Annotated in this window: 24 protein-coding genes and 1 tRNA gene; 17 read left to right on the plus strand and 8 right to left on the minus strand. The window is 56.4% G+C overall.

Annotated features, from left to right (window positions below; translation table 11 throughout):
- Positions 1 to 58: 58 nt before the first annotated feature.
- From CQ011_RS13245 to ilvA, 9 genes are all read left to right on the plus strand, one after another.
- Complete coding sequence (locus tag CQ011_RS13245; RefSeq protein ID WP_105678192.1) at positions 59 to 910, plus strand: septum formation initiator family protein; 852 nt, start codon at positions 59 to 61, stop codon at positions 908 to 910.
- Positions 911 to 958: 48 nt separating this feature from the next.
- The gene (locus CQ011_RS13250) at positions 959 to 1651 is read left to right on the plus strand and encodes a DUF501 domain-containing protein (RefSeq protein ID WP_105678193.1); all 693 of its coding nucleotides are present in this window, start codon (positions 959 to 961) and stop codon (positions 1649 to 1651) included.
- Positions 1651 to 2574, plus strand: a complete 924-nt coding sequence (locus CQ011_RS13255) for a Ppx/GppA phosphatase family protein (RefSeq protein WP_105678194.1) — start codon at positions 1651 to 1653, stop codon at positions 2572 to 2574. The genes CQ011_RS13250 and CQ011_RS13255 overlap by 1 nt, the downstream gene beginning before the upstream one ends.
- A 70-nt stretch (positions 2575 to 2644) precedes the next feature.
- Positions 2645 to 4165, plus strand: coding sequence for a S8 family serine peptidase (locus tag CQ011_RS13260; RefSeq protein ID WP_105678294.1), 1521 nt, complete (start codon positions 2645 to 2647; stop codon positions 4163 to 4165).
- Between the two features lie 250 nt (positions 4166 to 4415).
- Positions 4416 to 5798, plus strand: coding sequence for an NAD(P)/FAD-dependent oxidoreductase (locus tag CQ011_RS13265; protein ID WP_105678195.1), 1383 nt, complete (start codon positions 4416 to 4418; stop codon positions 5796 to 5798).
- A gap of 118 nt (positions 5799 to 5916) precedes the next feature.
- Positions 5917 to 5998 (plus strand) — tRNA-Leu (locus CQ011_RS13270).
- A 246-nt stretch (positions 5999 to 6244) separates the two neighbouring features.
- Positions 6245 to 7069 (plus strand): Bax inhibitor-1/YccA family protein, encoded by an 825-nt coding sequence (locus tag CQ011_RS13275; RefSeq protein ID WP_105678196.1) that lies wholly within the window; start codon positions 6245 to 6247, stop codon positions 7067 to 7069.
- 155 nt (positions 7070 to 7224) lie between these two features.
- Complete coding sequence (locus tag CQ011_RS13280) at positions 7225 to 8466, plus strand: AI-2E family transporter (RefSeq protein ID WP_286161195.1); 1242 nt, start codon at positions 7225 to 7227, stop codon at positions 8464 to 8466.
- Between the two features lie 4 nt (positions 8467 to 8470).
- On the plus strand, positions 8471 to 9742 hold the full coding sequence (gene ilvA, locus CQ011_RS13285; RefSeq protein ID WP_105678198.1) for a threonine ammonia-lyase: 1272 nt from the start codon (positions 8471 to 8473) through the stop codon (positions 9740 to 9742).
- 73 nt (positions 9743 to 9815) lie between these two features.
- On the opposite strand, the gene greA is transcribed toward ilvA, so the two are convergent.
- On the minus strand, positions 9816 to 10310 hold the full coding sequence (gene greA, locus CQ011_RS13290; RefSeq protein ID WP_105678199.1) for a transcription elongation factor GreA: 495 nt from the start codon (positions 10308 to 10310) through the stop codon (positions 9816 to 9818).
- A 290-nt stretch (positions 10311 to 10600) separates the two neighbouring features.
- Positions 10601 to 11020: a DUF4307 domain-containing protein gene (locus tag CQ011_RS13295; protein ID WP_105678200.1), complete on the minus strand. Its 420-nt coding sequence runs from the start codon at positions 11018 to 11020 to the stop codon at positions 10601 to 10603.
- Positions 11021 to 11227: 207 nt separating this feature from the next.
- On the opposite strand from CQ011_RS13295, the gene mca reads away from it, so the two are divergent.
- The 5 genes from mca (at position 11228) to phoH2 (ending at position 17119) form a co-directional block, all read left to right on the plus strand.
- Positions 11228 to 12094, plus strand: a complete 867-nt coding sequence (gene mca, locus CQ011_RS13300) for a mycothiol conjugate amidase Mca (RefSeq protein WP_105678295.1) — start codon at positions 11228 to 11230, stop codon at positions 12092 to 12094.
- A 43-nt stretch (positions 12095 to 12137) separates the two neighbouring features.
- A complete protein-coding gene (locus tag CQ011_RS13305; RefSeq protein WP_105678201.1) occupies positions 12138 to 12419 on the plus strand; it encodes a hypothetical protein in 282 nt (93 codons plus the stop codon).
- Between the two features lie 160 nt (positions 12420 to 12579).
- The gene (locus CQ011_RS13310; protein WP_181148121.1) at positions 12580 to 14688 is read left to right on the plus strand and encodes a thioredoxin domain-containing protein; all 2109 of its coding nucleotides are present in this window, start codon (positions 12580 to 12582) and stop codon (positions 14686 to 14688) included.
- Positions 14689 to 14787: 99 nt separating this feature from the next.
- Positions 14788 to 15549: an isoprenyl transferase gene (locus CQ011_RS13315; protein WP_105678203.1), complete on the plus strand. Its 762-nt coding sequence runs from the start codon at positions 14788 to 14790 to the stop codon at positions 15547 to 15549.
- 256 nt (positions 15550 to 15805) lie between these two features.
- Positions 15806 to 17119, plus strand: a complete 1314-nt coding sequence (phoH2, locus tag CQ011_RS13320; RefSeq protein ID WP_105678204.1) for an RNA 5'-3' helicase PhoH2 — start codon at positions 15806 to 15808, stop codon at positions 17117 to 17119.
- Here phoH2 and CQ011_RS13325 read toward each other — a convergent pair.
- On the minus strand, positions 17116 to 17910 hold the full coding sequence (locus tag CQ011_RS13325) for a hypothetical protein (protein ID WP_105678205.1): 795 nt from the start codon (positions 17908 to 17910) through the stop codon (positions 17116 to 17118). The two genes, phoH2 and CQ011_RS13325, sit on opposite strands and share 4 nt — an antisense overlap.
- 84 nt (positions 17911 to 17994) lie before the next feature.
- On the opposite strand from CQ011_RS13325, the gene CQ011_RS13330 reads away from it, so the two are divergent.
- Positions 17995 to 18489 carry a prepilin peptidase gene (locus tag CQ011_RS13330; protein WP_105678206.1) on the plus strand — a complete coding sequence of 165 codons (495 nt, stop codon included), beginning with the start codon at positions 17995 to 17997 and terminating at the stop codon, positions 18487 to 18489.
- 4 nt (positions 18490 to 18493) lie between these two features.
- Positions 18494 to 18958 (plus strand): NUDIX hydrolase, encoded by a 465-nt coding sequence (locus CQ011_RS13335; RefSeq protein ID WP_105678207.1) that lies wholly within the window; start codon positions 18494 to 18496, stop codon positions 18956 to 18958.
- Positions 18959 to 19055: 97 nt separating this feature from the next.
- On the opposite strand, the gene CQ011_RS13340 is transcribed toward CQ011_RS13335, so the two are convergent.
- Both CQ011_RS13340 and CQ011_RS13345 read right to left on the minus strand, forming a co-directional pair.
- A complete protein-coding gene (locus CQ011_RS13340; RefSeq protein WP_105678208.1) occupies positions 19056 to 20747 on the minus strand; it encodes an MDR family MFS transporter in 1692 nt (563 codons plus the stop codon).
- The gene (locus CQ011_RS13345; protein WP_286161196.1) at positions 20744 to 21454 is read right to left on the minus strand and encodes a TetR/AcrR family transcriptional regulator; all 711 of its coding nucleotides are present in this window, start codon (positions 21452 to 21454) and stop codon (positions 20744 to 20746) included. Before CQ011_RS13345 ends, CQ011_RS13340 begins: the two co-directional genes overlap by 4 nt.
- 115 nt (positions 21455 to 21569) lie before the next feature.
- On the opposite strand from CQ011_RS13345, the gene CQ011_RS13350 reads away from it, so the two are divergent.
- Positions 21570 to 22136: a GNAT family N-acetyltransferase gene (locus tag CQ011_RS13350; RefSeq protein WP_105678209.1), complete on the plus strand. Its 567-nt coding sequence runs from the start codon at positions 21570 to 21572 to the stop codon at positions 22134 to 22136.
- Positions 22137 to 22237: 101 nt separating this feature from the next.
- Here the strand turns inward: CQ011_RS13350 and CQ011_RS13355 are convergent, their stop codons facing one another.
- The 3 genes from CQ011_RS13355 to CQ011_RS13365 form a co-directional block, all read right to left on the minus strand.
- A complete protein-coding gene (locus CQ011_RS13355) occupies positions 22238 to 23650 on the minus strand; it encodes a class II fumarate hydratase (protein ID WP_105678210.1) in 1413 nt (470 codons plus the stop codon).
- A 154-nt stretch (positions 23651 to 23804) separates the two neighbouring features.
- Positions 23805 to 24434 (minus strand): carbonic anhydrase, encoded by a 630-nt coding sequence (locus CQ011_RS13360; protein WP_105678211.1) that lies wholly within the window; start codon positions 24432 to 24434, stop codon positions 23805 to 23807.
- Positions 24435 to 24497: 63 nt separating this feature from the next.
- Complete coding sequence (locus tag CQ011_RS13365; protein ID WP_181148122.1) at positions 24498 to 25154, minus strand: DUF4245 domain-containing protein; 657 nt, start codon at positions 25152 to 25154, stop codon at positions 24498 to 24500.
- Positions 25155 to 25205: the final 51 nt, after the last annotated feature.

A 25205-nucleotide genomic window follows, 5' to 3' on the forward strand; every position in this document is an offset into this window, starting at 1 on the left:
CGAGCTTTTCGTTATTTAATGAAGATACCGTTGGAAGTACGAGTTTGAATGGGGGAGTATGGCGCAGCGACCACCGCGTATGCCGCGACGAAATACCCCTACAGGTGATCAGCCACCTGAGGTGGCTGCGACGCACACGGATCCACAGGGCCACGAATCGGCAGGTCACAAGCCGCAGGCCCCACGCGGAGCCCACGAAGCCGATCCAAGCACCGACGCGTTGCACATTGTGCCAACGCCGTCGCCGAGCACCCCTAGCGCACGCCGGGTTCGGCAGTTGCCTTCCGAAGAGCGCAAAGCATCGCGAACACCTTCTTTTGGCGCGCCCAAAGCCGGTTCGCGCAGTAGTACGGCCAAAAGCCAGGGCGCTCAGGAAAATAAGTCGAAAACTCCTTTGCGGGAGCGCGCTAAAGAGAAACAAAACGAACGCCGTCGTGATGACCGTGTGAAGTTCTCCGCAGCGGTGCGCCGCAAACCGGGGGAGAAGGCGCAGGCCACACAGCAGACTCCGGCCGGAGCTCCGGTAGCGGCCCACCGTTTTTCCGGACGTGTGGCTGCGCTACTAGTGGTACTCGCATTTTTTGCCGTGATGTTGGTACCTACGGTGAATTTTTACCGGACCCAGATGACCGAGATTAGTGAACTGCGAGCCTCGATCAGTGATAAAGAGGCACAGCGCGACGAGCTGAAGGCAGAGATCGCGCGCTGGGATGATCCGTTGTACATCAAGCAACAGGCTCGTGAGCGGATAAACTTGGTTATGCCCGGAGAAAAGCTTTACAAGGTTGTTGGTCAACTTCCTACCGAGGAAGCTAGCGCAACACCTAACGGCAGCACCTATGAGGTGCGCGCAGATCTTCCTTGGGTAGATGCGCTGCTTGATTCGGTACATCGCTCAGCGACTGACTAATAAGCAAACATACTCAAGCCGAACCACACGACGCGAAAAGACAAAAACTTGACTGATAAGCCCATCCGCGAAGCCCTCGACGCCGCCGGACGAGTTCCGAGCGAACAGGATCTAGACACGCTCAGCCGCCAACTCAACCGTCCGGTGCGTGATGTGGTGGAGATTGGTGCACGCTGCGTGTGTGGCAACCCCCTGGTGGCGACCACGGCACCACGACTTTCTAGTGGTATTCCGTTCCCCACCACGTACTACCTGACGCACCCGGTGATTACCGCCGCTGTGTCTCGGCTGGAAGCCGCGGGACTGATGGGCACGATGAACGAACGCCTCGGGGATGACACCGCGTTGGCTGCCGAGTACGTGTTGGCCCATGAGGCTTACCTGGCGAACCGTGACGCCATCGGCGCGCGCTCCGGTACCGGTGAGGTCCCGGAGATCACCGGCGTCTCCGCTGGCGGTATGCCTACTCGCGTTAAATGTTTGCACGTGCTGGTGGGCCATTCGCTGGCCGCCGGCGAAGGTGTTAACCCCTTAGGGGATGAAGCGATCGCGCAGATCGCCGAGTGGTGGACCAAAGACAAATGCTTCTGTGAAGGTGCGTGGGAGACTACCGGCCAGGCACCAAGCCAGGATCGTTCACGCCATGTGAAGACTCAGGAAAAGGTTGACCCTTCGGTCAAGCGGGCCGAACGTGCGCGGAAGCGTGCAGAGCGTGAAGCCAACGAAGCGGATCAGGCCTAATGCGCGTCGCGGGAATTGATTGCGGCACCAACTCCATCCGTCTGCTGATCGCCGACGCTGTGGAAACCGACAGTGGCGTGAAGCTAAGCGATGTGTTTCGTACCATGCGCATAGTACGCCTGGGCCAAGATGTGGATGCGACCGGCGGCTTTGCCCCCGAGGCTCTGGAACGTACCTTTGCAGCGGTTCGTGAATACAAGGCACTATGTGATGAGCATGCGGTCCAGCAGATTCGTTTTGCTGCGACAAGTGCCGCGCGTGACGCGTCAAATCGTGATGTTTTCCTTTCCACCGTCACCGACCTGTTAGGTGTCACCCCGGAGGTGATCACCGGAGATGAGGAAGCAAATCTTTCATTCACCGGTGCTGCCTCGGTACGCGCAGGCAAAGACGGCAAAGTACTCGTCATCGACCTTGGTGGGGGATCGACCGAGTTTGTGCTCGGTGACGGATCTGGAATGCTGGCGGCTACCTCCCTGGATATGGGTTGCGTGCGAGTGACCGAACGCTTCGCCCAGCGTCGTGACGCGGTCGAGTTTATCGATCAGACGCTGGCCACTTTGGATAATCGTGTGGATGTGTCAGAAGTTGACGCGGTGATTGTGGTGGCGGGGACATTTACCACGCTGACCGCGCAGGCCTTGGGACTTACCGCTTATGACTCGGCTGCCATTCACGGGGCCGAACTTAGCTTTAGCGACATGCGTCGAGCAACCACGCAGATGCTCTCCTATAACCGCGAAGAGCGCCAAGCCCTAGGATTCATGCATCCTGGACGCGTCGATGTGATTCAGGCGGGAGCGATAATCGTGGAACGCATACTGGATTACCTTGAACGAACTAGCGCGCAGCGCCCAATGACGTTGATTGCTTCAGAACACGATATTCTCGATGGAATTGCGGCTTCGGCCGCGAGCAACTAGTCAACTGCAACACTTTGCCTTATCGGCTAGGTGTGCCGGAGCCCCTTGCGAGGAGATGATTGTGGGTTACATGAGAACCGGTAAGCCCGTTGCGGCGCGGACCTGGATGGCCGCCGTGCTCGCGGCATTGCTGATCAGCGCGACCTTTGTTGGTGCCGTTCCGGCTCATGCAGACGACATTCGCAGTAGTGAATACTGGCTCAAAGCACGCGGTATTAGCGACGCGCACAAGGTGACTAAGGGCAAGGGCGTTAAAGTCGCCATCATTGACACTGGCATCGATACCAGCCACCCGGATCTGAAGGGTGCGGTCACCGGTGGCGCCGATATGTCCGGTTCCGGCGGACCACAAGGTGACAAACCGATCGGCGTGATGAGCGAACACGGCACGCTGGTAGCTACGCTGCTGGGTGGCCGGGGAAATAACAAGCAAGAAATCGAACGGGTTAAATCCGAGAACGAACGATTAAAAACCGCTTGGGAAAAGGCGAAGAAACACGCCGAAGACGAAAATAAAGACAAAAAAGACGACGAAGAAAAAGTAGAGGTCCCCGAGGAACCCGAATACGAAAAGATCCCTATTCTGCGCGCAGGTAGTGATGGGGTGCTTGGAGTGGCTCCGGAGGCGGAACTGCTTTCTGTGTCTTTGTGGATGGGCGGGGAAAACCCCTCGGGCATCCCGGTGGAAGAACAGATTCCTAAGGCAGTGCGTTGGGCGGTTGATTCCGGTGCCAAGGTGATCAATATGTCTCTAGGATCTACCTCGCCGGCCTGGCCCGAGAGCTGGGATGACGCGTTCAAATACGCCGAAGATAAGGACGTGGTGATCGTGGCCGCCGCCGGTAACCGCTCCGGTGGAATGAGCCAGGTTGGCGCTCCGGCAACAATCCCCGGTGTGTTGACCGTGGCCGGTGTTGATGAGTCGGGCAAGGCTTCGAAAGATTCCTCCACCGAGGGGATCTCCATCGGTGTCGCCGCTCCGGCTGAACAACTTGTAGGTGGTTTGCCAGGCGGTGGTTATGCACGCTGGTCAGGAACATCTGGTGCAGCTCCGCTTGTCGCCGGAGTGGCAGCTTTGATTCGTGCGGAGCATCCACAGATGAAGGCCCCGCAGGTGATCAACCGAATCTTGCAGACCGCTAGGGATACCGGAGCACCGGGCGTGGATAATCTGTATGGCTACGGAATTATTGATGCCCACGCAGCGGTGACCGCAAATGTGCCGGTGGCCAAAGAAAACCCGTTGAATACCATTACTGAATGGATTCGAATTCACCGTCGTAATGTCGACAGCACCACCGAGGCCCCGGATCCGGGTGTCTCGATGGAGAAGTCCACACTCAACCCAGTGGCCGCACCAAAACCCATCCTTCCTGACGATTCGACCCCCGTCTTGCAACCGGTAATCGTTGTTGGCGGCGGGGTGTTGCTGCTGCTCGCGCTTCTGCTCGGCGGAACTCAAATAGGGGTTAGTGCGCGCCGGCAGAAAAAAATTCGTGAGGTTGAACTTGCCGCGGTGAGTACACTCCCGGTGGATGAACCAAACGATGGGCGTGATTTCTTCGACGAGATTCCCGAAGACGAAAAATAGTTGACGCAACGTTGTGGCGGCAGATAAACGAAGGCATATCCCTTGTTTATCTGTCGCCATAATGCGTTAACTGCTGTGAAAACGGTGGTGCGCAGGAGCCGAACTCAGCAGAAAACCTCGTGTGGTTGAAGAGTTAAAAGTAGCTAGGGCCGGACCGCGTGCAGACCGCGTACTTGGCTGGAGACGAAGCCAACACAAAAAGTTAGTGAATGTTTTCACTAACTCCGAAAACCCGCGTAGAATAAGGAATATGTCGATCATCGAAAGCTCCCAGAAGCGTCCGCGCATTCTTGTCGTTGGCGGTGGCTATGTTGGCCTTTACGTCGCGATGAAGTTGCAGAAGAAGGTCAAGGATCACGGTGGCATTGTCACCGTCGTAGACCCGAACCCATATATGACTTACCAGCCATTCCTGCCAGAAGTTGCAGGTGGCCAGATTGAACCGCGCCACGTGGTGGTTTCCCACCGTGCGCACCTGAAGCACTCCGAACTGGTTAACGGTCGAGTGTTGAGCATTGACCACGCAGCAAAGAAGGCACTCGTCGCTCCTGTGAGCGGCGAAGAATTCGAGCTGGAGTACACCGATATTGTGATGTCTGCAGGTGCGATCACTCGTACCTTCCCGATTCCGGGACTAGGCGACGCCGGTATCGGCCTGAAGACCATCGAAGAGGCCGTAGCGCTGCGCAACCAGGTTGCAGAGCGCATCGAGTCCGCCTCAAACATGACTGATCCGGTAGCGCGCAAGCGTGCCCTGACCTTCGTTGTAGTCGGTGGCGGCTTCGCCGGCATCGAGACCATCGCCGAGCTCGAAGACATGGCTCGTCACCTGATCAAGCTCAACGATCGCATCGATGAGAAGGAAGCACGCTTCGTTCTTGTTGAGGCCATGGGCCGCATCATGCCAGAAGTTACCGAAGAGCAGGCGTTGTGGGTTGTTGACCACTTGCGCAGCCGCGGTATTGAGGTTCTGCTCAACACCTCGTTGGCAGATGCCACCGACGGTGTCCTGCAGCTCATCAACATGGCTGACAAGTCCCCAGCAGGAACCTTTGGTTCTGACACCTTGATCTGGTGTGCCGGTGTGATGGCGAACCCAATGGTTCGCTCCACCGACTTCCCTATTGAGCAGCGCGGTCGCATCGAGACCCGCACCGATCTGCGTATCAAGGACGAGAACGGTAACCCGCTGGAAGGCGCATGGGCTGCCGGCGACATCTCGGCCGTCAAGGACGTCACCGGCGGCCTGCCGGACGGTACCTGCGTTCCAAACGCACAGCACGCGGTACGCCAGGCGAAGTTGCTGGCGAAAAACCTCTACGCTTCGCGTTACGGTGTGGGCACCATCAAGGAATACAAGCACAAGAACCTCGGCGCAGTTGCAGGCTTTGGTCGCAACAAGGGCGTGGCGAAGGTTGTTGGCCTGAAGCTCAAGGGCTGGCCAGCATGGATGGCTCACCGCGGTTACCACGGTATGGCCATGCCAACCTTCGAACGCAAATTCCGCGTCGTAGGCGACTGGATGGTTGCGTGGTTCTTCTCGCGCGACGCACTGCAGCTGAACAACCTAGAGACCCCACGTGCGGTTTTCGAAGAGTCGGCTAAGCCAAAAAAGGCTCCAGCCGCTAAGTAAGTTTCGCTGATCGACGATCGCTGGCCACGGGAGCTGGAAAAAATTCCAGCTCCTGTGGCACCAAGCGGTGCGGTAATTTCCGAAAATGCGAAGTTATCGCGTAAGATTTTAGAGTCTTGCCCTCATGGTGGAATTGGCATACACGGCTGACTTAAAATCAGCTGCCGAAAGGCTTGTGGGTTCGAGTCCCACTGGGGGCACTTGTGAAAAGACCGCTACAACCCTGAATTATCGGGGGTGTAGCGGTCTTTTGTTTTGCTCGGCATAGACTCTTGATCAGCACAAGCGTGCAGGATTTCTTTCGAGCCTTATTCGCTGGCACGCTCTAGGCATAATTCGCTTGAAATATACCGATATCATCCCTATGGCTGAGTCGATTCACAGCAAACCCCAATAAGATCATTTATACAAAGCAGAAGAACTCTCTGCACTTGAACTCACGACTTATGGGGGAATTTAGGTTGAGCGGTAACCCGATCTTCGGTTCCAAGAACCAGTCTGCAAGCTGGGGCACTGGCTCCAATGCAGGCAGCCCGGTCGGATTCCACGAATCCGGCAACCTGAGCGCCGATCAGTTGCAGGGAATGTACCAGCAGCCATCGGCCAACAGCCAAGACACCGGTCGCATGACCATTGGTGACACCATCAACAAGACCATCCTGTGCTTGGCTCTGGTTGTTGTAGGTGCCGCCGTAGGTTGGGCCGTACCAGCTTTGATGTTGCCAGGCGCACTCATCGGCTTTGTCCTTGGTCTAGTAAACGTCTTCAAGAAAAAGCCATCACCGGCTCTGATCCTTCTTTACGCGGCAGCCGAAGGCCTGTTCCTCGGTGGACTGTCCGGGGTCCTGGAGAGGATGTACGACGGCATTGCGATCCAGGCAGTCGTCGCGACCTTCTGTGTCGCCGGCGTAACCCTGGCACTGTACCGCTCGGGTAAATACCGGATGACGCCGAAACTGAACAAGATGTTCATGATCGCGATGATCGGTATGGTTGTCTTCTCGCTGGCCAATATGGTCATGATGATGACCGGCACCGTCGATGGCATGTTCGGCATGCGAAGCGGCGTCTTTGGGCTAGTTATTGGTGTTATCGCGGTACTACTGGCTACCTACGCGCTCGTTTCAGACTTCACCATGATCGAGGAGCTGTCCCGCCAGGGAGCCCCAGCCATCATGGCTTGGCGCGGTGCTTTCGGCCTGACCATGACCCTAGTCTGGCTGTACCTGGAGATTCTGCGCATTCTGGCTATTCTACGTGGCGACGAATAAGCATATTGAAATAAATTTCTAGAACCAGTGCCCAATACGGGCACTGGTTCTATTTTTTATGTCACAATTCCGACATGGATCCCGGTTGGGTGTCAAAGTCACGGTAACTTAGAGGGATGAAGAGTAATCGACTGTCGCGATTGCGACGGTTTCGCGTGGTGTTACCAGCTAAAACAGCTGGCGACCCGGCCCCTGTATCGGCGAACCTAGATTTCCACGAGGCCGAAGATACGCCCTATGGGATGCGTTTGGCGGCCTGGTGGTCCTGGCGTTTCCTGGTGGTGGTTGCCGCCGTGGGTGTGCTCGTCTGGTTGCTCTCAAAGCTTTCCTTGCTGCTCATCCCGGTGATGATTGCCGCGCTAATCAGTGGCTTACTTTCACCTGTCGTCAACGTGCTGAACCGCAAACTGGCGCTGCCACGGGTACTTTCTGTAGCAATCACCGTCATTGCATTCTTGGCACTGGTGATTAGTGGATTGTCGATGGCAGGGCAACGCCTTACCGCCGGATTTGCTGCCCTTTGGAATCAAGCAATTGTCGGTGTGGAACAGATACAAACGTGGCTCTTCACAGGCCCCTTGCAACTTACCAACGCCGACCTGCAAAACGTCTTTGACGATGCGCTGCGTGAACTGCGTTCCAACGCGACAAATATCCTGAGCGAAGCCATTAGCTGGGGCTCGGCCTTAGGCCAGATCCTTACCGGCGTATTGTTGGCGCTGTTTACCTTGATCTTCCTGCTTCTCGACGGACGGAAGATTGGACTTTTCCTGATCAACCTCCTGCCACGCCGTGCGCGACCGGCCATGGACGGCGCAATGACCCGTGGCTGGTCCGCATTGGTCAGTTATGTCAGAGTGCAGCTGTTGGTGGCATTTATTGATGCGGTCGGCATTGGCTTTGGCGCCTTCTTCCTAGGCGTACCTTTGGCCATGCCGTTGGGAATCATTGTTTTTGTCGGTTCCTTCATTCCAATTATTGGTGCACTGGTAACCGGTGCACTGGCCGTCCTGCTGGCGTTGGTAGCCAACGGCTGGGTCAATGCGCTGATCATGCTCGGCGTAGTTTTGCTGGTACAGCAAGCCGAATCAAATATCCTGCAACCGCTGATTATGGGTAAAGCAGTAAGCCTGCACCCGCTAGCGGTTGTCTTGGCTGTCGCCGGAGGCACCATGGTCGCAGGCATTCCCGGAGCACTTTTCGCGGTACCAATTATGGCCGTATTAAATGCGGTGGTGAAATATCTGGCTCGACGCGGATGGGACGATGACCCGTTCGTCCGCGATCAATATGGGGTTGGTGAAGACCCTCACGCCCCTCCGGAGCCATCCACCGAAAAATCCCCCGAACTTTCGCCGGCGCGTGAGCGCCCAGAGCACATCGCAACTGAGGACTAGATAGATGAGTAACAAGCCCGAACTACCTGTGACATTGGCAGATATCGAACAAGCCGCGAAGGTGCTCGAGCCGGTTATCGCCCGCACCCCCATTGAACACTCCCGAGTGCTCTCCCTGCACGCCGGAGCGGAAGTATTCTTGAAGTGCGAGAATCTGCAGCGTGCGGGATCCTTCAAGATTCGTGGCGCGTACGTACGCATGGCCAAACTTAGCGACGAAGAGCGCGCCCGAGGCGTGGTAGCCGCTTCGGCGGGTAACCACGCCCAAGGTGTGGCTCAGGCGGCATCACATTTAGGAATCAAGGCACGCATTTACATGCCCCGCGGTGTCGCGTTGCCTAAGCTGGCGGCCACCGAAGACCACGGAGCGCAGGTGGTATTGCATGGTGACACGGTCGATGAGGCCTTGGCCGAGGCGCAAAAATTTGCCGATGAAACTGGCGCCGTGTTTGTGCATCCCTTTGACCACCCGGACATCATTGCCGGTCAGGGCACCATTGGCTTAGAGATCCTCGAACAACTTCCGCAGGTTCAAACCGTACTGATGGGTGTCGGCGGCGGCGGTTTACTCGCCGGTGTTGCCATTGCGATCAAGGAAAAGGCCCGCCAACTTGGCCGCGAAATCAAGGTGGTGGGGGTGCAGGCCGAAAACGCCGCAGCCTACCCGCCATCCTTGGCCGCCGATGCGCTGGTTCCATTGGATACCGTGCACACCATTGCCGACGGTATCGCAGTTGGTAAGCCAGGCCAGCTGCCCTTCGCGATCATCAAAGAACTTGTCGACGAGGTCGTGACTGTCTCCGAGGACGCGCTTGCCCAAGCGCTGGTAGTACTGCTGGAGCGCAATAAGCTCGTCGTGGAGCCAGCTGGAGCCGTGGGAGTTGCAGCGCTCTTAGAAGGACGCTTGCAGGAGCATGGAATCGACCCGGCCACCACCGCGGTGATTCTCTCCGGCGGTAATATCGATCCACTGCTGATGCTCAAGGTGATCCAGCGTGGTTTGAACGCCGCTGGACGTTTCCTCACCGTGCGCATCATGCTGCCAGATCGCCCCGGCGCACTGGCCACCATTTCCCGGGTCATCGCCGAGTCCGACGCCAACGTGACTCGTTTGGACCACACGCGGATCGGTGGCTCACTATCCATGGGAGACGTAGCCATCACCATCGATCTGGAAACCAAGGGGCATAAGCACTCTGAGCAGGTCCTGGATAACCTGCGAGCCGAGGGCTTTGACCCGCACATCACCAATAGTGCCGGCGGTTCGGTCGCCTAACGGCACAAAATAAGCGTAAAAAAGTGGCTCGACACCTCGGAGGTGTCGAGCCACTAATTTAATACGAGGAGAATTAGCCCTCGAAAGGTGTCGCGGAAACAATTTCCACGGCGATATCGCGTCCGTTAGGCGCGGTGTAAGTCAGCTTGTCGCCAACCTTCTTGCCATGAACGGCCTGACCGATAGGGGACTGCTCGGAGTAAACCTCTAGGTCGCTGTCGCCAGCAACCTCGCGGGAACCAAACAAGAAGGTGGTCTCATCGCCGGCGATGGTGGCAACTACCAACATGCCTGGCTCGACGACTCCGTCATCTGCAGGCGCTTCGCCAACGTGGGCGCGGCGCAGTAGATCCTTCAGGTACAAGATACGGGCCTCGGCCTTGCCTTGCTCCTCACGAGCAGCGTGGTAGCCACCGTTCTCCTTGAGGTCACCCTCCGAACGTGCCTGCTCGATGCGGGCGACAATTTCGGTGCGACCTGGACCGGAGAGGAAGGTCAGTTCAGTCTGAAGGCGGTCGAAGGCCTCCTGAGTCAGCCACACGACAGGTTCGTTGCTGTTGGTGCTCACGTTGTACTTCCTTTGGTCTGTCAGGGATTTCTTCTGTGTACCGTCCACGTTGGGCGGTAAAGCCAAACGCCACCATGCGGTGGCGTTGAAGAAATCAGATTCGGTACGAATTAGTGATCTGTCGAATTTCGGCGGATGCAAGCAAAGACCCCGCTAGGCTCCTGTTCCAATTGATCTTCAACTGGGCGCACAAACCGATGCGGGGTGAAACGTACTTTCCCACGATAATAGTCGCGATTGGGAAATAATCCCAATGCGTTCAGCTCTGGGGTTGAAGATTGTCTGCTTTATTACTTGGTGAACTCGTTCGGTACCTTGTAACAAGACTCAACGCCGGCCGTTACCGCAAGATTATCGGTGTGCATCGGAACCGTCAGACGTTTGGTGGTCAGCACGCCGGGGTCGGTTGGCTCAAGCAGGACGGTATTAAAGCCGACGGTGGCCTTTGACTCATTCATCGCGCGAACATCGCATTGCAGACGGTGCTTGGAGTTATATTCGACCTCGATGACCGCTGTGGCTTGCGAGGAGGATTGCACCGAGAAATTGATGTCTTGGGCGCTGATGGCACTAAAATTACCAAAGCCAACCCAGGCCGCTCCGACGACTCCAACGGTCAAGGCGCCACCGATGAGCAAGTTACGTGTGCGCTTAGTCAGCGGGCGCTTGTTGGGGTTGTTGTATCGAGCCGTTAAGCTTGGATCAGACATTGCTTACCCTGTACTACTCTCTGCCGCCGACTATGAGGTGTCTCTAGTCTACCGGTCGGGCCTTCAGGGAATAACGTAGGGCTACGTGAGAGTTGTCATTGATGGCATGCCATATCGGCATGCCGGCCTGTTCACAGTGCAGAAGGAAGAGTTTACGTGGAGATTCACGACGTGAAGAAGTTAGCGCCGTCCCAGGGGCTGCGTCTCATGGCGATTCATGCCCACCCAGATGACGAGTCATCCAAGGGTGCTGCCACCATGGCCGCCTATGTTGATGCCGGCGCAGAGGTGATGGTTGTCAGCTGCACCGGTGGCGAACGCGGTGACATCCTGAACGCTGCCGTTGGCGAACTCGCGCACGCGCACCGTGATCTACCGGGGGTACGCCGCACCGAAATGGCTGAAGCCGCCTCGGTCTTGGGCGTCAAGCACCGTTGGCTGGGATATGTCGACTCGGGCCTGCCCGAAGGTGACCCGCTGCCAGAACTCCCATTTGGTGCCTTTGCCTTGCAGCCGGTAGAAATCGCCGCGGCAGGCATCATCAAATTGATTCGTGAGTTCCGTCCACACGTCATTACCACCTATGACGAAAACGGTGGCTACCCACACCCAGATCATATTCACTGCCACAAGGTCTCGGCCTTCGCCTTCGAGCAGGCCGGCAACGCACAGTTGTATCCCGAGCTGGGGGAGCCTTGGGAAGTCGACAAGCTCTACTATGACCGTGCGTTCTCCTCGGATCGTTTGCGTACCCTGCACTATGCGATGTTGGAAGGTGGTTACGAATCCCCGTACACCGAGCGCGTCGCAAAGTGGGAAGATGACGAAGAGAACGAAATGTTCAAGTGGGTTTCGCCACACACCACGACCACTCAGGTGCACTGCGCAGATTATTTCACGTTGCGCGATCAGGCACTCTTAGCGCACCGAACGCAGATTGACCCGGAGGGTTTCTTCTTCGCGGTGCCAGAACATATTTATGCCGAGTCATGGCCGTGGGAGGATTACACGCTGATTTCGTCGAAGGTTGCTACAGAACTGCCTGAAACTGATCTGTTTGCCGGACTAAGATAGAACCAAGTACCAACTAGTTCCAGAAAAGAGTTGTCCCCACACCGTGAATGCGATTTACGCGACCATGATGGTTGCGAGTACCAATGTGCAGAACGAAGCGCTGGACGAGAACGGTTATGGCCCGGGCTTCCTCGGCTTCGTGTTCACCGCGTTTCTGGCACTGGCAGTGATCTTCCTGATTCGTGACATGGTGCGCCGCGTCCGTCGTGTCCGTTACGCCTCGGAAGCCGAATCCAAGCAAAATGAGCTGATGCTCAAGGGCGAGAACCAACCAGTTCAAGAGCCTAGAAATCCAGTGGATCCGAAGACCTCCGAAGACAGCTAGGCTACAGAGCCTGGAGTAGGCCTCATGCTGACCCGCCACTATGTGGAAGGGCAGCTTGAGGCCTTTTCTTTTGCCGCGCGACGCAGCAATTCGCTCAGCCTTCGGCCGAATCCGAGGTGAGGAAGGACACCATGGACTCGTGGTGAGGCAGAATGGCGTCATGGGACAACGAATCGCCAATAGCTCCAGCGCCTACCTTCGCCAGCACTCGCATCAAGAGGTTGACTGGTGGCCCTATGGGGATGAAGCCTTCGAACAGGCCCGCCTACGCGACGTGCCGGTGATGCTTTCTATTGGTTACGCGGCCTGCCACTGGTGCCACGTGATGAGCCATGAATCTTTTGATGACCCGAAGATCGCCCAAAAACTCAACGAAAACTTTATTTCCATCAAGGTAGACCGCGAAGAACACCCGCTGGTCGACGACACCTACATGATGGCAACCCAGGCACTAACGGGGGCCGGAGGATGGCCCATGACAATCTTCGCGATGCCCGACGGACGTGCTTTCCATACGGGCACCTACTATCCAAGTGAGCCGCGCGGAAAAATTCCGTCCTTCACCCAATTAGTAGACGCGGTCCATCAAGGATGGGAAGAACACCGAGAAGGACTCGAAGAGCAAGCCCAGCTGCTCGCTGATCACCTCGCTGAACTTGGGTCACGGCAAGGCGCCCTGTTGACGATGAGCACTGACTCCACGGTTGCCGAGGCGCTACAACAGGCCAGCCGTCACTGGATCGCAACGAGTAAAGCCGAAGGCGGCTTCACCCCTGCACCAAAGTTCCCAGCTACCTGGGCACTGAAGACCATGTGGCGCACGGTGCTCCTAGACGACGAACTTGGTGCCGAAGCCTTTGAACCTCTGGCGACAAGCCTAGAAGCGATACTGCTTGGCGGTCTACGAGATCATCTCTCCGGCGGGTTTGCCCGCTATTGTGTGGATGAAAATTGGACGATCCCACACTTTGAAAAAATGCTCTATGACAACGCCGGTTTACTTTCTTTATGCGCGCGTACCGCGGTCTTCGCAACACAGTATGCGCTTCAGCATCCCCAGCAGGCGCAGCGAGCCACACAGCTGGCGCAGTTAGCCCGCCAAGCAGCACTGGATACGGCGAGCTTCTTGAGTAACGACCTATTAACCGCCGAAGCAGGTGCACCCCACCGGGCTTTTGCCGCATCGCTAGACGCAGACTCGCTGCGCGGCACGACGAGCGTCGAAGGAGCAGCCTATACGTTCACCAGAGAAGAATGCCTCGAAGCAGTACGCCGTGCAGGAGTTGAACTGCCCACAGACATGGTGCGACTCGCAGGCATAGCTGAAGACCCTGGCTATTATCACGTCTCGTTGACCCGGGTACCGGGTGACGCTGAGACCCAAATTTGGGATGCCTTCAGAGCCGAACTGCACACCGTGCGAGCCACCAGACCAAGCCCGGGACGCGATGAGAAGATCATCGCCGGATGGAACGGGCTTGCCATTGAGGCGCTCGCCGAAGCCGGAGAACTACTCGATGAACCACAGCTTGCCCAGCTAGCCGAACAGGTGGCCACCACTTTATGGGAGGTGCACTGGGATGCGCAGAGCCAAACGTTGGCGCGCGTGAGCTTTGCCGGTCAACGCACGGCAAATAATGAGGGAACCTTAGAAGACTATGCCGGGCTTACCCTCGGGTTCTTAGCGCTGACCCAGAGCCCGCAGTACAGCGTGTGGCAAGAACGCGCCAGCCTGCTGATCGAAAAAACCGCACGCTTCATCGATCTGGAGACCGGGATTCCTCGCGACGCCTTGGCCCTTGATGACCGCTTGAGTAAACAACGCTCACAGATTGCCCCGGTGACGGTACTCGACGACGCGATTCCTGCTGCCGCGGCGCTCTACGCCAAGGCGTTGAGTAGGCTAGCTATCCAGCGGATGGCAGACGAGAATTTTGATGATTCGGGTCAGGAAAAATTTGACCTGGCACACCGGCTTAGCGCTCATGGTGTGGCGCTCGCCGGTCAAGCTCCCACCCAGATAGCGACCGCACTTGAGGTGCAGTCGGTACTCGACTCGGCGGTTCATTATGTGAAGTTAAACGGTGCAAGCGCAGCCGAGTGCCAGCATTTGCGAAGCCTATGCCGGGGACTGGGGATCGAAGTCCGAAGCTTGGCGCAGCCCGCTTCCGGCGCGCAAGGCCTAGAAATTCAGCCTTGTCGGTTGGCGCTGTGTAATCTTCCGGTGCACGATGTTTCATCGTTGCTGACTTTGTTGGCAGGTAAATAAGCCGTAGTTACGGATGCTTGGCTGCACGGTGTTGTGGGGGAAACACGATAGATTTAGTTTCAAGAAAACTTTTGAACGTGTGCGAAAGCGAGGAACCCGGTGCGTCTTCCCTCTCTTGTGTACCGTTTCTATGAACGGCGCCTAGCGAAGTCGTTACCCGGTGACAAGCTACCCCACCACATTGGTGTCATGGTTGATGGTAATCGCCGCTGGGCGAAACTAGCAGGTAGCCCCACCATGGCCGGCCATCAGGCCGGCGCGGATAAGATCCTTGAGTTCCTCGAATGGTGTGAGGACCTAGGCATCAAGGTCGTCACCCTCTACATGCTTTCTACCGACAACCTCAACCGCGAACCCAGCGAGCTGCGTGATTTGTTGGAGGTCATCGGCAACACGCTGGATCGATTGGGCGAAACGAACCAGGTGAAGGTGCAACAGGTCGGTGCGTTAGATGTGTTGCCAGCGGATCTGGCAGCGAAACTTGCCGCGCTAGAAACAAGTACCGCACAACGGACCGGAGTCCACGTCAACGTGGCCATTGGTTATGGTGGACGACGTGAAATTATCGATGCGATTAAGTCCTTGCTGCGTGATGCTTCCGAACATGGGCGGTCATTGGAGACCGTCAGTGATTCGCTGTGTATCGAAGAGCTCGAATCCTACTTGTACACCAAGGGACAGCCGGATCCGGATCTGGTGATTCGTACCAGTGGTGAGCAACGTCTGAGTGGCTTCCTCACGTGGCAAAGTGCCTACTCGGAGTTTTATTTCTGTGAGGCTCTCTGGCCGGATTTCCGTCGTGTCGACTTCTTACGTGCACTGCGTGATTTTGCCGATCGCCAGCGCCGGTTCGGCGCATAAAACCGCGCTGAGGCGCTAAGTGCCGATCGTTTCCAAAAACGATGCTTGGACTTAACCTATTAGGTCAATTAGCCGTCTATGGTGAGGATATGGCGGGACGCTAAAGTCCCGTCAGACCGAAAGGTTTCTCACTAGATGACAAGATGCGGCGTACACACGAAGCGATTCGTGGTTCACCCTTGGCATCCGGTGGTGGAGCTTCCCACTAAAGCGTGGGGAGTATCCCCACGCCGGATTCGAGAATGGGTGCGCTGTTATGACCCGAACTACCAACTCGGCCGTCCGCACATACGTCATTGACACTTCGGTGTTGTTGTCGGACCCGAAAGCGATGTTCCACTTCGAGGAGCACCATGTGGTGATCCCGTTGACAGTCATTACCGAGCTGGAACATAAGCGCAAAGATCCGGATCTGGGCTTTTTTGCGCGACAAGCATTGCGCTTGCTCGATGAACTGATCTCCAGCCACGGCGGACTATCCCAGCCTGTCCCGGTGTCCGACGCCGGAGGCACCCTGCGCATTGAGCTGAACAACATCGCCTCCGATGTGCTGCCCGTGGGAATGCGCTCGGCAGAAAATGACACCCGTATTCTTGCGGTGGCTAAGCACCTGCTTGATGAGGGCCAAGACGTGGCCTTGGTGACCAAGGACTTGCCCATGCGCATCAAGGCCTCCGCCATTGGTATCCATGCCGAGGTTTATCGTAATGAATTGATTGCCTCCACCGGATGGAGCGGGGTTCAATCATTGGAGCTAGACGAAGCGAGCATGGCTACGCTCTATGAGTCCGAAAAGCTGATCAATCTCCCCGAAGCCAACCAGAGCCCGATCAATACCGGCTTTGTCATTACCTCGCCCAGGGGAAGCGCGCTAGCGCGCAAGGTCACGGCTGACACCGTCAAGCTGGTCCGTGGTGACCAGCAGGCTTTCGGTCTGCATGGACGAAGCGCCGAGCAACGTATTGCACTGGACCTCTTGTTGGATCCCAACGTGGGAATCGTATCGATGGGTGGTAGCGCAGGTACAGGAAAATCAGCGCTTGCCTTATGCGCCGGGATGGAAGCGGTGCTTGAACGCCGCGAACACCGAAAGATCACGGTGTTCCGCCCGCTCTACGCGGTCGGTGGCCAGGAGCTTGGTTATTTGCCCGGTTCCGAAGGGGAGAAAATGGGGCCCTGGGCCCAAGCGGTCTTCGACACTCTCGGATCCATCGTGTCTAAGAACGTCATCGATGAGGTAGTCGAACGCGGCATGCTCGAAGTGTTGCCGCTGACCCACATTCGGGGACGCTCCTTGCACGATTCTTTTGTGATTGTTGATGAGGCCCAGTCGTTGGAACGTAATGTACTGCTTACGGTCCTTTCACGGATCGGGCAGAACTCAAAGGTAGTGCTCACCCATGACGTGGCACAGCGAGATAACCTACATGTTGGACGACACGATGGGGTCTCTGCCGTGGTTGAGCAACTTAAAGGCCATAGCCTCTTCGGGCACGTGACCCTGATGCGTTCGGAACGCTCGGCTATCGCCGCGCTGGTCACCGAAATGCTGGATGGTCCGCTGACCTAAGATGTGGCGCGCACCGTCCACGGGATGTGTGCGCGCACATCTGTCATCGTCGGGGTGGGGCTGGTGAACAGAGAATCGATATAGTACTCATTTTTCGCCAACACCGTGATGCTTAGCGGGGCCTCGCTGCTGCCCAGAATCCTGCGTTCAACGCATATTCCGGTCTCAAGATCCAGCACGATTAATGTTCGAGACCCGGCCGGAACTAAAGCGAACACCGGGCTACTTGGATGGTAATTATGCCCGGCGGTGAGCACCGCCGAAAGTTGCGCGCGTCCGTGCGAGCTACGCGTCGCGGCGAGCTCATGAATGTAGGTGGGATGTTCAAAAGCTAGATCCAAGGAAGCCGGCTCGGTGCCCGCCAGCTCATAGGGATCCAGTACGGACGCCAAAAAATCTAAGGGTAATAAATCTTGATAGCCGTCGATGTGCGGACGTCTGGCAATGAGATGGTCTTCGGTATAAACCGGGGAGGTGAGCGAGGCCGGTAAGGACCAAGAAGAGCTGGTGGCTGCCACATAGTCTTGACCTCGGTCTGCAGTAAAAAGTTCACGTTGATAGCAGAGGGTATCTTCATGGTTGCTGATCGCGATCGCTTCCCGCCCGCGCAGTATTAGCCCCAAGGTACCGTGTAGACCCGCTTGGGTCAGGTGTTCAGGAACGTTAAGTTCCAGACGCAGAGAAGTACTCAACCATGGTGCGGAGCGAGCCAGCGCACGGAAACGTCGCCGGGCGGCAGAATCAGGTGCCGGGTGATCGGGAAATAACTGCTCGGAAGCTGACGTGATCATATTTCCAGTGTAGAAGCACCCGCGTTATTCACAACCCAGCACCTGACACTAGAGCACTTGGGGTACTAGCCCTATGCTCTAAACATGATCACGCTCTGGCAAGAATCTTCGTGGACCGCTCTGCTCCTGGTGCTGTTCTGCGCGAGTTTCCTTAGTTTCGGAGTGCTTCTGTCGATGACAGATATCAAAGAGCATCGGCTACCGAACAGGTTATTACTTCGCTGGGCAGTTATTAGTGCGCTGGTTCTGCTCGGGCTGAGCATAGTGCGCGCGGACTTCCTCCCGTTGCTCAATGCCGGGCTGGGCGCGCTCATTTTGGGTGGGGCGTATCTGATACTCGCACTGATTTCGCGTGGAGCCATGGGCATGGGAGACGTAAAGCTTGCGATAGTGCTGGGCCTGAACGTGGGCTACTTTTCCTTATCGGCTCTCTTCTTGGCCAGCGTGTTCGCGTTTGTGCTGGCTAGCCTAGTGGTGCTGAGTGGGATGATCGCTGGCAAACTGAACGCAAAGTCCGCGGTGGCCTTTGGCCCGTTCATGATCCTAGGTGCAGCACTAGCTTTGCTTATGACACCATAGGGCCATGACAACTCCGGAATTCATCACCGATCTGCGCACTCGTATTGGACATGATCTGCTCTGGCTGAGCGGAGTGAAGGTCGTCGTTTTTCACGGATCTCAGGTCTTGCTGGTGCGCAGGGTGGACAACGGGCTGTGGACCTTGCCCGCGGGAATCATTGAACCAGGTGATGAAGCATCGCATACCGCGGTCCGTGAAGTGTTGGAGGAGACCGGGGTGCACTGCGAGCTGACGCATTTATTAGGTGTTGGAGTGACCGCCCCAGCGACCTATCCAAATGGTGACCACGCGCAGTATTTAGATATCGTATTTCGTGCCATACATTTGGGCGGCGAAGCACGAATCAACGATGACGAGAATTTAGAGGTCGGCTATTTTGAACTTTCTGACCGCCCGAGCCTGCCTCCGCTCCATGAGCGAGCCATCGACTGGGCACTGAACCCGAAGCCCGGAGGGTACTTCGCCTGAGACAAATGACAACGCCCCGCACGAAGCGGTTCGCACCCACCCAAAATTTTCGGGGGAGAGCGACGCTCGTACGGGGCGATGAAGCGCTGGAGGCTAACTACTCCTTGGGATGCTCCATCAAAGAGTCGCTAGCTGGTGAACCATGATCGGTAAGCAGAACTCCACCACCATGTTTGGCAGCGCGTTCGGCCTCTTCAAGTTCCTTGGCTTCTAGGCCACCGATGGCCTCACCGCGGGCCACCATACCGGCGGTATCCGAGAGTGGAACCTGCTTGAGGAACAGTGCCAGGACGAAGGCTAGAAGAATGAACGGAATCAGGTACCAGAACACCGGAGCCAACGAGTCGGCGTAAGCGGTGACAATACCATCACGAAGCTGCTCAGGAAGCTGGGCCAAGGTCTGCGGGTCCAAGGTTGCCGTTGCGTTGCCGGCATCGGACGCGCTCGCGCCGGAGGCAGTGAAGACCTCGGTGAGATTCTCCGAGAGTCTATTGGTGAACATTGCACCGAAGATTGCCACACCCAAGGATGCGCCCACTTCACGGAAGTAGTTATTCGTCGACGTGGCCGTACCAACCATTACCGGATCTACCGCGTTCTGCACCACAAGCACTACTACCTGCATGATCAGGCCAAGACCTGTGCCAAAGACAAACAGGTACACGCAGATAAGCCACAACGGGGTGCTGGCGCTCAAAGTGGTGAATGCGAGCATTGCCAGGGCGGTGACTAGGGCGCCGGCAATCGGGTAGCCCTTATATTTGCCAGATTTGGTGATGGCGATACCGGACCAAATGCTGGTACCCATCATGCCCACCATCATTGGAACCATTAACAGACCAGATACTGCCGCCGAGGTCCCGGAGGACATCTGCAAGAAGGTTGGCACGAAGGCGATTGCCGCAAACATGCCCAGACCCAGCGTAAAGCCGATCGCCGTAGCGTTGATGAAGATACGGTTTTTGAACAGTGACAGCGGGATGATTGGGTCTTCGGCGCGGGCTTCAACGATGACGAAGAGCACCGCCGCAGTCAGCATTCCAAGGCCCCAACCCCAGGTTTCCAACGCAGTCCAGCCGTGGTTTTTCGACCCACCAAAGTCGGTGAAGAAGATCAGGCAGGTCGTTGCGATCGACAGCAACAGCACACCAAGAATGTCGATTTTCTTGGTGGACTTCTTATTCGGGATGGTCAGCGCAAACCAAGCAATCAAGAACGCGCCGATGCCGATAGGGATGTTGATGTAGAAAGCCCACTGCCAGGTCAAATGGTCTACAAAGAATCCGCCGAGCAACGGACCGGCAACCGCCGAGAGACCAAAAATAGCACCCAGTGGGCCCATGTACTTGCCGCGCTGGGATGCCGGGACGATGTCGGCAATGATTGCCTGCGAGAGGATCATCAGGCCACCGCCGCCCAGACCCTGCATTGCACGGAAGAAGACGAAGGTCCAGAAGGTTCCGGCGAAGGCTGCGCCTACGGAAGCTAAGGTGAACAGCGCGATGGCAATGAGGAAGAGGTTGCGACGGCCAAGGACGTCACCGAACTTGCCATAAATCGGCATCACAATGGTGGTGGCCAGCAGGTAGGCGGTGGTGATCCAGGCCTGGTGTTCGACGCCGCCAAGCTGTCCAACGATGGTTGGCATTGCGGTGGACACAATGGTCTGGTCTAAGGAGGAAAGCATCATTCCGGCGATAAGCGCGGAGAAGATGATCCAAATCCTTCGTTGCGTCAGGAGCAACGGAGCCGATTCCGGGGATTTCCGGGATTCGGTGGTTGAAGTCATGCGTGGGATCCTTGCGAGATTTGGGAGTCGAGCGCGGTGGCGCTCGGTGCGGGAAGGGTGAGCGGTTGGCGGTAGATTTCGTGTGCCATGGTGAGCACCTCGAGATATTCCTCAGTCAACGAACGTCCGCTGTCGGCGGCCAAATAACGATCGACGGCTTTGAACGCGGCGAACTGCAGGGAATGAACCAATAGTTCAAGCCCCGGGTGCGTAGCCTCAACGCCTTCGCGTTGAGCGATGAGTTTCATGAATTCGGCTTGGCGTTCGGGGCCGACCTTGACCATTCGCTCTAAGAGTTCGGGTTCACGGTGTACCGCGGCGAAGAATCCTTGGGTGCTACCGATGGCCTGTTCATCTCGGTTGAGCAGTTCGATGAACAAGGCGACAAGATCTGCCTGCAGGGTAGGGGAGATCCCTTGGATTCCGGCCGGACGCGAGGCAATGAACCGGTCTAACGCGTCGGCTGGGATCCCGTCATCGTCGTGACCGAAAACCGCGTCGATTTTTGCAGCGAAGTAATTGAAAAAAGTGCGCCGTGAGATGCCCACCCCAGCGCAGAGCTGGTCGACGGTGAACCCGGCAAAGCCGTGTTCGGCAGTTAGTTCGCGGGCATGTCGGGTGATCGACAGGCGTGTTTTTTGCATGCGCGCACTGAGCCCGGCGGGAGCGATATCCGGGACAGCACCGGTAATTGCACTATTATTCACAAGATGCAGTTTTGCACTTGTCTGCGCCTAAGTGCAAATTAAGTTAGCGGGAACACAATCTCAGCTGGATAGCTGAACGCGCGCGAGCGTACTGCCTCGTAATAGGCTGTGATCTATGACCTCGTTACGACTGCTCCCACCCAGCGCTCACCTGCATGAATCATGGCTTCGCAACACGGAAGAATGGGATGGCGCGGACCAACAGGGCGCTTCGGTCTTCTTGGCAGATAAAAACGATTGGGACCTGAAAAATCCCAACGATTTCTCACGCTGGGTGGATTTGCTCAACGACCTTGCCGAGACACAGAATCAGCCACCGGCAGGATTCGTCAATCAGTGCACGCTATGGCTGGAACGGGACGAAGAATACCTCGGCGCGGTGAGCCTGCGTTATGCGCTGATCAACGATTTTCTTCAAGTTGTCGGCGGGCATATTGGATATGGAATTCGACCAAGTGCCCGTGGGGAAGGTCTTGCCGCAAAGGCTTTAATGGCAATACTTGACGTGGCTAGAGCTCGCGGGATGCAAAGAGTGCTGCTCACCTGTGACGATTCAAATATTGGTTCAGCAAAAACGATTGAGGCCTGCGGGGGACAGCTCGAAAAGATTCTCCCAGTGGCCCAGCTCGCCGCCCAATTTGGTTCCGTTGCGCCCGTTCGAAGATATTGGATCGATCTCTAAGTCTACGTAGTTGAGCAACGCAGCAAGCCGGCCACCCGAAGAATTCCCAGGGTGGCCGGCTCATAGCAATTTCTAGTCTCTTCGGTAATCCGGAATACGGTTTAGTACTTCCCGGTCATTGTCGAAACGTCTAGCAGCTCATCAAGCTGTGCTTCGGTGACTTCGCCGCGTTCTACGAAGCCTAAAGCAATGGTCGCTTCACGCACCGTCAGGCCCTCGGCCACGGCCTTCTTGGCAATCTTCGCGGCGTTCTCATAGCCGATGAGCTTGTTTAGCGGAGTCACGATGGATGGTGAGGCTTCGGCGAGGAAACGAGCACGTTCCACATTCGCGGTAATCCCATCGATCATTTTCTCTGCCATCACGCGCGAAACATTTGAGAGCAGTCGAATGGATTCGAGCAGGTTGGAGGCCATCACCGGGATGCCCACGTTCAGCTCGAAGGCCCCATTGGTTCCTGCCCACGCGATGGTGGTGTCGTTGCCGATCACCTGAGCGGCAACCTGAATGGCAGCCTCGGAGATGACCGGGTTGACCTTACCCGGCATGATGGAAGAACCAGGCTGGAGGTCCGGGATGGAGATCTCGCCTAGGCCGGTATTGGGGCCCGAACCCATCCAACGAAGATCGTTGGCAATTTTGATGATCGAGATCGCAATGGTCCGCAGCGCAGCGGAAGCTTCAACCAGACCGTCACGGTTCGCCTGAGCTTCAAAGTGGTTGCGTGCCTCGGTGATCTGCAAACCGGTGTCTTCGCGCAGGAACTCTAGAACTTGAGCTGGGAAACCTTCGGGGGTGTTGATCCCGGTTCCGACGGCGGTGCCACCGAGTGGGACCTCAGCTACCCGGGGAAGTGCGGATTCAATTCGTTCCACACCGTAACGGATCTGTGCTGCGTAGCCACCGAATTCCTGTCCGAGGGTCACCGGGGTTGCATCCATCAGGTGTGTGCGCCCGGACTTCACCACGTCCTTGAACTCCGCCTTCTTGGATTCAAGTGAGATCGCCAGTGATTCCAGGGCTGGAATAAGCTCGTTAACCAGCGCATTGGTGGCCGCTACGTGTACGGAGGTTGGGAAAACATCATTTGAAGACTGTGAGGCGTTCACATGATCGTTGGGATGAACCTCGGTCGAGCTGCCTGCCTCTTTCAAGGCACGGGTAGCTAATTCGGCGAGTACCTCGTTGGTGTTCATATTCGAGCTGGTGCCCGACCCGGTTTGAAAAACATCGATGGGGAAATGTTCGTCAAAGTCTCCGCTGGCCACTAAGTCGGCCGCGGCCACGATTGCCTCTGCACGTTCGGCATCTAAAACGCCCAACGCAGCGTTGGCGCGCGCAGCAGCCTTTTTGACCTGAGCCAGCGCCTTGATGTGGGCCGGTTCGAGTTTTTTCCCAGAGATCGGGAAGTTCTCCACGGCGCGTTGGGTCTGTGCCCGGTAGAGAGCTTGTGCCGGTACCCGGACTTCGCCCATAGTGTCGTGTTCGATGCGGAATTCGTTGTTGTTGCTCATGTGGCTCACCCTACGCCTGGAACGCAATGTCCAAAAGGGATCTGCCTCAAACATCACAACCACTAGTGAGGTAAGAGAAATTGGGAATAAAATGAGAGTTAAACAAAAGTGGTCCGCGGGTGAACCGCGGACCACTTACTGCTTGGCTTGAGCTTTACTCAAGTCCCATGTTTGAAACTAGCTGAGCTTCACCTTCGGCAAGCTTGTAGGCCACGCCTGCTACTGCGGTTCGTCCCTCAGCAATAGCGGTTTCGATGATGCTCGAAAGATCTACCAGACGTGAGGTGGTCTGTTTGACGTGTTCGACCACGGTGCCATTTACGTCGGTAATATTTGCTCGCTCCGCGGCGAATACCGACGGGATGATGTGCTCCACGAGGTCGCGCACGAAGCCCTTAGGCATGTCGCCTGACTCTTTGGCATCGATGGCTGCGGTGACCGCGCCACAGCTGTCATGACCCAGAATTACGATCAGCGGAATGTTGAGGATATCAACGGCGAATTCCAAAGATCCCAAGCTGGCGGGATCAAGCACGTGACCGGCGGTACGCACCACGAAGACATCTCCCAAGCCCACATCAAAAATGATTTCTGCTGCAAGGCGTGAATCGGAGCAACCGAAAATTACTGCAAATGGTTCCTGGCCGGCGACCAAGGACTCGCGCCGAGCGCCATCCTGGTTGGGGTGTTGAGTGTTGCCAAGGATGAATCGCTGGTTACCATTGGTCAGCTTTTCCCAAGCCTGCTGTGGGGTTAGTGCCGATTTGCCGTGTTCAGATTCCATAGTTCGAATTCTACGCCGATGCCAAGGTGTTCTTTCCACCTAATGACATCGTCAAGGCAAAAATTACAGACCCTGAGCTTCGGCGGCCTGAACGATGGTCATCAGTTCTTCTTCGCCGGTATCGCTGGAAATAATCAGCGTTGATTCCTTGAAAGTGGAAATCATGTAAACGGTTTGGTCCTTCTTGCGAACTTCCCATTTGTGCCCGTTAATGACTCGTTCATCACTTGGAACCGCGTTGTCGGTTACCAATGCGATCCATGTGGGGTTCGCATCTGCGCTTTGACGGACATAAACGAAGTTTGTCTCATCCATCACCAAACCGAATTCCCAGTAAGAGACGTCTTGGATCTGGTTGCTCTTCCAGCGAGCGAAGTTTGCGTATTCATCGCCGGAAACCTGCGGCGCAAAGACTTCAAAGTCGGCGATGCCCGATACCTCGTTGGCTACAGCCTGCAAATCTACCGGATGCTGAAAGGATTCTTCCTTATTAGCCGGATTCAGTAGCAACAACGGAATGATCACCGCGATGGTGAAGCCCACCGATAAGATCATTCCCTTAAAAGTCTGGTTTGCACGCTTTGACTGCTTCTCGGTCAGCAGGGGCGTGAACGGCAGATCCTCAAAGGTCGCTTCGGGGTCGTTCAAATCACGACGTACCGGCTGTTCGCCTACCGGGGCATCATTCTGGGAAGTATTCTCTGGCTGCACATTTCCCATTCTCCCCGAAGTTCCTGTGCAAATCGAACCGAGGTGCCCAATCACACGTTG

The organism is Arthrobacter sp. MYb213, from assembly GCF_002979915.1.
Classification (GTDB): domain Bacteria; phylum Actinomycetota; class Actinomycetes; order Actinomycetales; family Micrococcaceae; genus Glutamicibacter.